9 protein-coding genes and 1 pseudogene are annotated in these 9,769 nt (G+C 68.8%); 8 read left to right on the forward strand and 2 right to left on the reverse strand.

All coding sequences use genetic code 11. The features are described from left to right. From B4E30_RS00420 to argH, 7 genes and pseudogenes are all read left to right on the forward strand, one after another. Positions 1–247, forward strand: a pseudogene (locus tag B4E30_RS00420) (N-acetyl-gamma-glutamyl-phosphate reductase); the annotation flags it as partial. Beyond that, positions 244–1,401 (forward strand): bifunctional glutamate N-acetyltransferase/amino-acid acetyltransferase ArgJ, encoded by a 1,158-nt coding sequence (gene argJ / locus B4E30_RS00425; protein WP_194383354.1) that lies wholly within the window; start codon positions 244–246, stop codon positions 1,399–1,401. The pseudogene B4E30_RS00420 and the gene argJ, both read left to right, overlap by 4 nt. Then, positions 1,398–2,297, forward strand: coding sequence for an acetylglutamate kinase (argB, locus tag B4E30_RS00430; protein WP_071046088.1), 900 nt, complete (start codon positions 1,398–1,400; stop codon positions 2,295–2,297). The genes argJ and argB overlap by 4 nt, the downstream gene beginning before the upstream one ends. Next, positions 2,294–3,547, forward strand: coding sequence for an acetylornithine transaminase (locus B4E30_RS00435; protein ID WP_194383353.1), 1,254 nt, complete (start codon positions 2,294–2,296; stop codon positions 3,545–3,547). The genes argB and B4E30_RS00435 overlap by 4 nt, the downstream gene beginning before the upstream one ends. Next, positions 3,544–4,467 carry an ornithine carbamoyltransferase gene (argF, locus tag B4E30_RS00440; RefSeq protein WP_194383352.1) on the forward strand — a complete coding sequence of 308 codons (924 nt, stop codon included), beginning with the start codon at positions 3,544–3,546 and terminating at the stop codon, positions 4,465–4,467. The genes B4E30_RS00435 and argF overlap by 4 nt, the downstream gene beginning before the upstream one ends. A gap of 20 nt (positions 4,468–4,487) precedes the next feature. After that, positions 4,488–5,672 carry a heparan-alpha-glucosaminide N-acetyltransferase domain-containing protein gene (locus B4E30_RS00445; RefSeq protein ID WP_194383351.1) on the forward strand — a complete coding sequence of 395 codons (1,185 nt, stop codon included), beginning with the start codon at positions 4,488–4,490 and terminating at the stop codon, positions 5,670–5,672. Positions 5,673–5,681: 9 nt separating this feature from the next. Beyond that, entirely contained in the window at positions 5,682–7,112 is a 1,431-nt protein-coding gene (argH, locus tag B4E30_RS00450) for an argininosuccinate lyase (RefSeq protein WP_194383350.1), read from the forward strand. Between the two features lie 15 nt (positions 7,113–7,127). On the opposite strand, the gene B4E30_RS00455 is transcribed toward argH, so the two are convergent. After that, entirely contained in the window at positions 7,128–7,712 is a 585-nt protein-coding gene (locus tag B4E30_RS00455; RefSeq protein WP_286721178.1) for a hypothetical protein, read from the reverse strand. A gap of 12 nt (positions 7,713–7,724) precedes the next feature. Further along, the gene (locus B4E30_RS00460) at positions 7,725–8,330 is read right to left on the reverse strand and encodes a DNA-binding protein (protein WP_194383349.1); all 606 of its coding nucleotides are present in this window, start codon (positions 8,328–8,330) and stop codon (positions 7,725–7,727) included. Positions 8,331–8,437: 107 nt separating this feature from the next. Between B4E30_RS00460 and tyrS the strand changes: the two genes are divergently transcribed. Beyond that, the gene (gene tyrS / locus B4E30_RS00465; protein WP_194383348.1) at positions 8,438–9,742 is read left to right on the forward strand and encodes a tyrosine--tRNA ligase; all 1,305 of its coding nucleotides are present in this window, start codon (positions 8,438–8,440) and stop codon (positions 9,740–9,742) included. Positions 9,743–9,769 lie beyond the last annotated feature (27 nt).

The raw sequence follows: 9,769 nt of genomic DNA on the forward strand, positions 1-9,769 counted from the left end.
GGCCTACGCGGACGAGACCTTCGTCCAGCTGCTGCCCGCCGGCTCCTTCCCCCGCACGGCCGATGTCATCGGCGCGAACACGGCGCTGATCGGCCTCGCGGTCGATCGCGCGGCCAACCGCGTGGTGGTCATCACCGCGGTGGACAACCTCGTCAAGGGCACCGCCGGTGCCGCTGTCCAGTCCATGAACATCGCGCTCGGACTCCCCGAGGACCGAGCCCTCACCGTGAACGGAGTGGCACCGTGAGCGTCACCGCCCCCCAGGGATTCGAAGCGGCCGGCGTCGCGGTCGGTCTGAAGTCCACCGGCAAGCCGGACGTCGCGGTGGTCGTCAATCGTGGCCCGCTCACCGCGGGCGCGGCCGTCTTCACGTCCAATCGCGCGAAGGCCAACCCGATCCTGTGGTCCGAGCAGGTCGTGAAGGACGGGGCGATCGCGGCGATCGTTCTCAACTCCGGCGGGGCGAACTGCTTCACCGGCAGCTTCGGGTTCCAGACCACGCATCAGACCGCCGAGAAGGCCGCGGAACTGCTCGAGATCGGCGCCGGCGACGTGGTGGTGTGCTCGACCGGGCTAATCGGCACCGGCGACGCCGTCTTCCGCGGCAAAGTGCTCGAAGGGACCGAGAAGGCGATCGCCGCGCTGTCCACAGACGGCGGAGAAGACGCCGCGCTTGCGATCATGACGACGGACTCGCGGGCGAAGCGGTCGGTCCGCTCCGTCGACGGCTGGACGATCGGTGCCATGGCGAAAGGGGCGGGGATGCTCGCACCGGGCCTGGCGACGATGCTCGTCGTCGTGACGACCGACGCCATCGTGACCCCGGCCGAGGCGGATGCGCACCTGCGCGCGGCCACCCGAGTGAGCTTCGATCGGCTCGATTCCGACGGCTGCATGTCCACCAACGACCAGGTGACCCTCATGGCGAGCGGCGCATCCGGGATCACGCCGGAGCCCGATGCGTTCCGCGCCGCGCTCATCGACGTGTGCACCGACCTCGCGATCCAGCTGCAGTCCGATGCGGAGGGGGCGAGCCACGACATCACGATCGAGGTCGTCGGTGCCGTCTCCGAAGACGACGCCGTCGAGGTGGGTCGCTCGGTCGCTCGCAACAACCTGTTCAAGGCCGCCGTCTTCGGCAAGGACCCGAACTGGGGGCGCGTGCTCGCCGCGATCGGCACCACCGATGCCGCGTTCGACCCCTACGACGTGGACGTGTCGATGAACGGTGTGCGCGTATGCACCTCCGGCGGCCCCGACCGGCCGCGTGAAGACGTCGACCTGTCGCCGCGCGCCACCCATGTCCTGATCGATCTGAAGGTCGGCGACGCCTTCGCGACGATCTACACCAACGACCTCACCCACGATTACGTCCACGAGAACAGCGCGTACTCCTCATGACCGACATCCAGGACACCGACCCGACCGCTGCCAGCGCGCGCGTGGAGGCGATGATCGAGTCGCTGCCGTGGCTGCAGCGCTTCCGCGACCAGACGGTGGTCATCAAGTACGGCGGGAATGCCATGGTCTCCGACGAGTTGCAGGAGGCCTTCGCCGCCGACGTCGCCTATCTGCGCTACGTCGGCGTGAAGCCGGTGATCGTGCACGGCGGAGGCCCGCAGATCTCCTCGATGCTCGACCGCCTCGCGATCCCGAGCGAGTTCAAGGGCGGCTATCGCGTCACGACGACCGAAGCGATCTCGGTGGTGCGGATGGTGCTGACCGGCCAGATCAACCCTCAGCTGGTGGCCAAGATCAACGCCCACGGGCCCCTCGCCACCGGCCTGTCCGGAGAGGACGCGGGCCTGTTCACCGGGCGACGTCGCGGCGTGATGCTCGACGGGGTGGAACACGACCTCGGGCGCGTCGGCGACGTGGTGAGCGTGGACCCGCAGCCGGTGCTCGACCAGCTCGAGGCCGGCCGGATCCCGGTGGTCTCGAGCATCGCCCCGGACAGCGACAACCCCGGGCATTCGCTCAACGTCAATGCGGATGCGGCAGCGTCCGCCCTCGCCGTGGCGCTCGGGGCGGCGAAGCTGGTCGTGCTCACCGATGTCGCCGGGCTCTACGCCGACTGGCCGAACCGCGACTCCCTCGTGTCGCACCTGACCTCGACCGAGCTCACCGAACTGCTGCCCACCCTCGAGTCGGGGATGATCCCGAAGATGACGGCGTGTCTGCACGCTGTGCAGGGCGGCGTCGAGACGGCGGCGATCATCGACGGCCGGGTGCCGCATTCGGTGCTGGTGGAGATCTTCACGAACAAGGGAATCGGAACCGAGGTGGTGGACGGATGACCGGGACGGCGACGTGGCGGGATGACGCGGGACGCGATCTGATCCGGAACGCGGGAGATCGCTTCGCGCTCTTCGTCCGAGGGGAGGGGGCGTACGTCTGGGACGAGCACGGTACGCGATATCTCGACTTCCTGGCGGGGATCGCCGTCAACTCCCTCGGGCACGCGCATCCCGTCTTCGTGGATGCCGTCGCCACTCAGGCGGCGACGCTCGCTCATGTGTCGAATTACTTCGCCACGCCGCCTCAGCTCGCCCTGGCCGCCAAGCTCAAGGATCTCGCGGGGACCGGGCCGAGCGGACGCGTCTACTTCGCCAATTCCGGTGCGGAGGCGAACGAGGCCGCCTTCAAGCTGGCGCGGCTCCACGGTGCGGCGCGAGATGGACGTCCCGCACGGCTGCGCATCCTCACCCTGGAGAACGCCTTCCACGGGCGCACGATGGGAACGCTCGCGCTCACCGGGAAGCCCGCGATGCAGGAGCCGTTCCTGCCCATGGTGGCGGGCGTCGAGCACATCGCCCCGACGATCGAAGCGCTCGAGCATGCGATGGGTGACGACGTCGCGGCGCTCGTGGTGGAGCCGATCCAGGGCGAGGCGGGTGTCGTCGACCTGCCGGAGGGATATCTGGCGGCCGCACGCGAGCTTACGGCTCGCCACGGTGCTCTTCTCATCGTCGATGAGATCCAGACCGGTGCCGGCCGCACGGGGGAGTGGTTCGGCTACCAGCATGCCGGGATCACCCCCGACGCGATCACCGTCGCGAAGGGGATCGGAGGCGGCTTCCCGATCGGCGCTCTGGTGACCTTCGGCGACAGCAGCGAGCTCTTCTACCCGGGAACCCACGGGTCGACCTTCGGTGGCAACGCCCTCGGGACCGCGGTCTCCCTCGCGGTGCTGTGCGAGATCGAGCGGGCCGACCTGGTCGAGAACGCCGCGACGCGCGGCACACAGCTGCGCGAGCGGATCTCCGCCATCGGCTCGCCCCTCGTCGCGGGAACGCGTGGCCGCGGACTCCTGATCGGGGTCGCCCTGAAGCATCCGGTCGCCGGTGCCGTCGTCGCCGCGGCGCAGGAGCACGGCCTGATCGTGAACGCGGCGAACCCGTCGACCGTTCGCGTCGCACCGCCGCTGAACATCGGCGACGTCGAGATCGATGACTTCATCGGACTGTTCGCCCGCGCCCTCGCCACGGTGGAGACGTCCGTTCTGCTGGACGCCGATGAATCGGCCACGACGGAGGTACCCGCATGACCCGCCACCTGCTGCGCGACGACGACCTGACCACGGACGAGCAGACCGAGATCCTCGACCTCGCCGTCGCGTTGAAGAAGGACCGCTGGAAGCTCAAGCCCCTCGAAGGTCCGCAGACGGTCGCGGTCATCTTCGACAAGTCGTCCACGCGCACCAGGGTCTCGTTCGCGGTGGGAATAGCCGACCTCGGCGGCTCGCCCCTGATCATCTCGACCGCAAGCAGCCAGCTCGGCGGCAAGGAGACTCCCGCCGACACGGCCCGGGTGCTCGAGCGACAGGTGGCCGCCATCGTCTGGCGCACGTACGCCCAGGCGGGACTTGAGCAGATGGCCGCGGGAACCCGGGTGCCGGTCGTCAATGCGCTCAGCGACGACTTCCACCCGTGTCAGCTGCTCGCCGATCTGCTGACGATCCGCGAGCACAAGGGAGATCTCGACGGTCTCACGCTCGCCTTCTTCGGAGACGGTCGCAGCAACATGGCGCACTCGTATGTGCTCGCGGGCGTCACCGCCGGCATGCACGTGCGCGTCGCATCCCCGGAGCACTACGCCCCGCGCGACGATGTGATCGCCGACGCCGATCGTCGCGCCGCGGAGACCGGTGGTTCGGTGACGCTGTACACCGACGCGAACGAGGCCGCGGCCGGTGCCGACGTCGTCGTGACCGACACCTGGGTGTCGATGGGCAAGGAGGAGGAGAAGCTCGCGCGTCTGCGCGATCTGGGCGAGTACAAGGTCACCACCGAACTCATGCGCCTCGCGAAGGACGATGCGATCTTCATCCACTGTCTTCCCGCCGATCGCGGATACGAGGTCGACGCCGAGGTGATCGACGGCCCCCAGAGCGTCGTATGGGACGAGGCGGAGAATCGCCTGCACGCGCAGAAGGCCCTGCTGGTCTGGCTTCTGCGTCAGGGCTGACGGGGCGGGATGGAGGATAGGTGACCGATCCGGCATCGGATGCGACCGGAGCGGTTCGTCCGCGCCTGTCGCGCAACGGGATCCAGCTGAACGGTGCGGGCCGCATCGCCGGCCTCGACTTCGCCCGCGGGCTGGCGATCATCGGGATGCTGGCGGCGCACCTGCTCTGGCTGGGGGACGACGTGGTCCTCGCCGATCCGTCGACCTGGTCGAACATCGCAGCCGGACGGTCATCGATTCTCTTCGCGACGCTTGCCGGCGTGTCGCTCGGCCTCATGACGGGAGGGCGTCATCCGGCCCGCGGCGCAGCCATGGGTGTTGCACGACGCCGGATCGCGCTGCGTGCAGCGCTGCTGTGGGTGCTCGGGGTTCTCCTGATCGGAACCGGCGTGCCCGTCTACGTCATCCTCCCGGCATATGCGGTGCTGTTCCTGCTCGCGCTGCCCGCTCTCACCCTGTCCGCCCGCGTCGTGCTCGTCCTGGCAGCCGTGCTCGCCGTGGTGATGCCGTTCGCACAGGTCCTGCTGGATGCCCTCCCGTTCTGGGGCACGCCGATCGGCGAATCCGCCGCGCTCATGATCGGATGGCAGTATCCGTTCCCCGTGTGGATGGCCTTCGTGCTGGCTGGCCTCGGCATCGCGCGCGCGGGTCTGCAGCGCAGGAGCGTCCAGGTCGGCGCTGTGCTCGCCGGCGGAGCTCTCGCTGCCCTCGGCTACGGGCTGAATGCTGCGAGCGGGCTCGCCGCGGCCGACGAGTGGACCTCCTTCGGCGGCGCGGTGTGGACTGCTCGACCGCATTCGAGCGGGCTGCTGGAGGTCATCGGTTCCGGAGGTTTCGCGCTCGCCGTCATCGGCGGGTGCGTGCTGGTGTGCGGTCCCTGGTGGCGGGGGAGCGTGATGAGCCCGGCGGGGTGGATCGTCCTGCCCGTGCGCGCCGTCGGAGCGATGCCGCTGAGTGCGTACACCGCGCAGCTCGTGATCTGGGCGATCGCAGCGGCGGTGATCCTGGGGGATCCGTCCGACCTTCAGGGCTTCCGCGACCTCGACCCGTTCTGGCCGATCACGGCGGTCCTGATCGTCGCCGCGACCGTCTGGGCGCTGACGATCGGACGCGGACCGCTGGAGGCGGCGACCGACCGGGTCACGCGAGTGCTCGTGCCCGGTCGTGCGGACACGGCGGCGGAGACCCGTCTCGGACCTCGCTAGGCTGACACGGTGAGTGAGAGCAAGACCGAAGGCACGAACGAGGGCGCCCTCTGGGGAGCACGCTTCGCGACGGGTCCGTCGCCCGAGCTGGAGGCCTTGAGCCGTTCCACCCACTTCGACTGGGCGATGGCGCCGTATGACCTCGCCGGTTCCCATGCCCACGCCAAGGCGCTCGCCGCTGCGGGGTATCTCACGGCGGACGAGGAAGTCGCGATGCACGCGGGGTTGGATGCTCTCGCTCGACGTGTGGCCGACGGCACGTTGCTTCCGGCTCCGCACGACGAAGATGTGCACGGCGCCCTCGAAGCGGCGCTGATCGCGGAGGTCGGTGCTCACCTCGGCGGGAAGCTCCGTGCCGGTCGCAGTCGCAACGACCAGATCGCCACCCTCGTGCGGCTTTACCTGCTGGATCACTCACGCACGATCGCGCGCGACATCCTCCGTGTCATCGATGCGCTCACTTCGCAGGCCGAGGCGCACCCGGATGCCATCATGCCCGGGCGAACACACCTTCAGCACGCGCAGCCGGTCCTGCTGGCGCATCACCTCCAGGCGCACGCCTGGCCTCTCGTGCGCGATCTCGAGCGCCTGCGCGACTGGTCCGTCCGCGCCTCCGTCTCGCCGTACGGGGGCGGCGCGCTCGCCGGATCGACGCTCGGGCTCGACCCGCAGCTCGTCGCCGACGAACTCGGCCTGGCGCGCCCGGCGGAGAACTCCCTCGACGGCACGTCGTCCCGTGACGTCGTGGCGGAATTCGCTTTCATCGCGGCGATGATCGGCGTCGATCTGTCGAGGCTGTCGGAGGAGATCATCCTCTGGAACACCCGCGAGTTCGGATTCGTGACGCTCGACGACGGATACTCGACCGGGTCGAGCATCATGCCCCAGAAGAAGAACCCCGACATCGCCGAGTTGGCCCGCGGCAAGTCTGGGCGCCTGATCGGCAATCTGACCGGCCTGCTCGCGACCCTCAAGGGGCTGCCGATCGCGTACAACCGCGACCTTCAGGAAGACAAGGAGCCCGTCTTCGACTCGGTCGCCACCCTCGAGCTCGTCCTGCCGGCTTTCGCGGGCATGGTCGCCACGCTGCGCTTCGATACGTCGCGGATGGCCGAACTGGCCCCTGCCGGCTTCTCGCTGGCCACCGACGTCGCGGAATGGCTCGTCAAGCAGGGGGTGCCCTTCCGCGAGGCGCATGAGATCTCGGGCAGCCTCGTGCGTGCGTGCGAGGATCGTGAGATCGAGCTGCACGAGGCCTCGGACGAGGTGCTGGCCGCCGTCTCGCCCCATCTGACGCCGGAGGTTCGCGACGTGCTGACGGTCGAGGGTTCGGTCGGCAGCCGCCTCGGGGTCGGCGGCACGGCGCCGGTGCGGGTCGCTGAGCAGCGCGTGGAACTCATCGAGCGTTCGCAGACCGCGGCTCACGCCCTGGGAATCTGACCCGCGCGGCGCGGCCTACCAGATCGCGAGGCGCACGGTGGCCGCGACGGCGCTCGCCCACACGAGGCTCGCGAGCGTTCCGATGATGAACCGTTCCCGCGCCTCCGCAGACGCGAGTTCCGAGAAGCGTCCGATGCCCTTGAGGGCGACGACGACGGCGAGACCTTCCGGAAAGCCGACGAGAATCGTGAGTGTCGTCGCGACGCGCTCCAGATACCCGATCGTCGTCCCCCCGAGGAGCACCTCGCGGACCGCGGCGGCGTCATCCTCCCGTGCGGAACGCAGAAGGATTCCGCCGTGCTCGCCGTCGCGGACGGTGCCCTTGGTGGCGAGACGGAGCACCTCGCGAGTCAGCGGATTTCCTCCGACGACGGCGACCGACGCGCCGAGGAGAGCGAGGGGCAGCGCGATCGGGAGCGGCACGTCGGTCGGGACGACGACGACGGTGATGAGCATCGCCGCGACGATGGCCGCGGCGATCATGACGAACACCGCCGACGAGCGACGCGTCGTCACGATCACGGCGATGAGCGCCATCGCCATGCCGAGCAGGAGGCCCGCCGATACGGTAGCGGTCGCAAGCGACTCCGGCAGCATCATGGCGTCAGTCTGTCATGCGGGCTCGTCCTCGGCGCTGCTGTCGGCGCGTTCCAACACGTGGACGAGTGCGGGGACAGCGGCTTCTTCGAGGCGGAGCGCAGCGGCCTTCGCCCGCAGGCTCACTGCTCCGGCGCTGATGCCCAGCCGCTCGGCGGCCTCGCGCTGGGTGAGTCCCTCGGCGAGCAGGTCGTAGACCTCCCATCCCTCGTCGCTGCGCCGGTCCCGCACGTCGACGAGGAGGTGCACGAGGGCCTCGCCGTCCTGGGCAGCGGCGCCGCCGGAGACCGCACACCGCAGGGCCGTGGTCTTGGCGCGGTCGACCGCGTCACGAGCGGCGATGAACGCCGCTCCCCGGCCGGCACGCACGCTGCGGGGGAGCGGCGCCTCCACCGCGCCGACGCCGACGCCGACGCTCCAGGCTCCGCTCCTCGTGCTCGTCAGGAGAACACGGAGCGCCAGCGCCGCGTCGGTCGTCGCCATCTGCATCTCGTCACCCGCGGTACGTTCGGGTCTCGCCGCCCAGCCGTCGCCCCCGAGTTCGGTGAGGCCGTCGAGGGCGGCGGGCACGAGATCAGCGCCGCGGCGGCTGTCTCGCTGGTCGATCGTCAGGACGAACATGCGAAGCAGTTTAGCTAAAAAGCATAATCAAGGTCATATATAGTCTATAAGCTAAAGAGTCCCGGACGTGAGTCTGGAGCCGATACGCTCGCTGATAGCCTTTCACGGTGTCTGAAACCGTTGTGAAAGCGGTGACCCCCACGAACGACCCGACGTTCGAGAACGTCTGGGACGAACTGGTGTGGCGGGGTCTCGTGCAGGTGTCCACCGATCAGGATGCGCTTCGCGCGCTGCTCGCCGGGGATCCGATCACGTACTACTGCGGCTTCGACCCGACTGCTCCGAGCCTCCATCTCGGTCATCTCGTGCAGCTGCTGACCATGCGCCGTCTTCAGTTGGCCGGCCACCGTCCCCTCGGCCTCGTCGGTGGCTCGACCGGGCTCATCGGAGACCCTCGTCCCACCGCGGAGCGCACGCTCAACACGCGCGAGACCGTCGCGGAGTGGGTCGAGAGGCTTCGGGCACAGGTCGAGCGCTACCTGAGCTTCGAGGGTGCGAATGCCGCGCGCATGGTGAACAATCTCGACTGGACGGCCCCGCTGTCAGCCATCGACTTCCTGCGCGAGATCGGCAAGCACTACCGCGTCGGCACGATGATCAAGAAGGATGCGGTGAGCGCGCGTCTGAACTCCGACGCCGGCATCAGCTACACCGAGTTCAGCTACCAGATCCTGCAGGGGCTGGACTTCCTCGAGCTCTACCGCCAGTACGGCTGCCTGCTGCAGACCGGGGGCAGTGACCAGTGGGGCAATCTCACCAGCGGCACCGACCTGGTCCATCGCGTCGAGGGCGTCTCCGTGCACGCGATCGGAACGCCGTTGATCACGAACAGCGACGGGACGAAGTTCGGCAAGAGCGAGGGCAACGCGATCTGGATCGACGCAGAACTCACGAGCCCGTACGCCTTCTACCAGTTCTGGCTCAATACCGATGACCGTGATGTGATCGAACGTCTGAAGGTCTTCACGTTCCTCACCCGCGCAGAGATCGCACAGTACGAGGAGCTCGTCGAGAAGGAGCCGTTCCGCCGTGCCGCACAGCGCCGACTCGCACTCGAGGTTTCTGCGCTCGTGCACGGTGTCGAGACCACGGATGCGGTGGTCGCTGCGTCGGACGCGCTCTTCGGCAAGGGGGATCTGACGGCACTCGACCCCGTAGCCCTGCGTCAGGCTCTTCGGGAGTTGCCGCACGCGTCGGTCGAGCCCGGTAGCTCCGTCGTCGACGCGCTGGTCGCGACCGGACTGGTCTCCAGCCTGTCGGAGGCGCGTCGCGCCATCGCCCAGGGCGGTGTTGCGATGAACGGCGTCAAGGTGGCCGACGATTCAGCCGGTGTCTCCGGCGATCTGCCGGGCGGGCTGGCGGTGCTGCGTCGCGGCAAGAAGACGCTCGCGGGTCTCTTCATCGAGGCCTGAACGCTCACGACACGCCCGGGGTGTGGT

It is taken from the genome of Microbacterium sp. UBA3394 (assembly GCF_002358725.1).
Lineage (GTDB): Bacteria > Actinomycetota > Actinomycetes > Actinomycetales > Microbacteriaceae > Microbacterium > Microbacterium luteum.

What these genes read in the sequence shown, in the direction of transcription:
- B4E30_RS00435 (WP_194383353.1), top strand. Translation starts at nt 2,294, where the DNA reads ATGACCGGGACGGCGACGTGGCGGGATGACGCGGGACGCGATCTGATC.
- B4E30_RS00455 (WP_286721178.1), bottom strand. Translation starts at nt 7,712, where the DNA reads ATGATGCTGCCGGAGTCGCTTGCGACCGCTACCGTATCGGCGGGCCTC.
- argF (WP_194383352.1), top strand. Translation starts at nt 3,544, where the DNA reads ATGACCCGCCACCTGCTGCGCGACGACGACCTGACCACGGACGAGCAG.
- argB (WP_071046088.1), top strand. Translation starts at nt 1,398, where the DNA reads ATGACCGACATCCAGGACACCGACCCGACCGCTGCCAGCGCGCGCGTG.
- B4E30_RS00460 (WP_194383349.1), bottom strand. Translation starts at nt 8,330, where the DNA reads ATGTTCGTCCTGACGATCGACCAGCGAGACAGCCGCCGCGGCGCTGAT.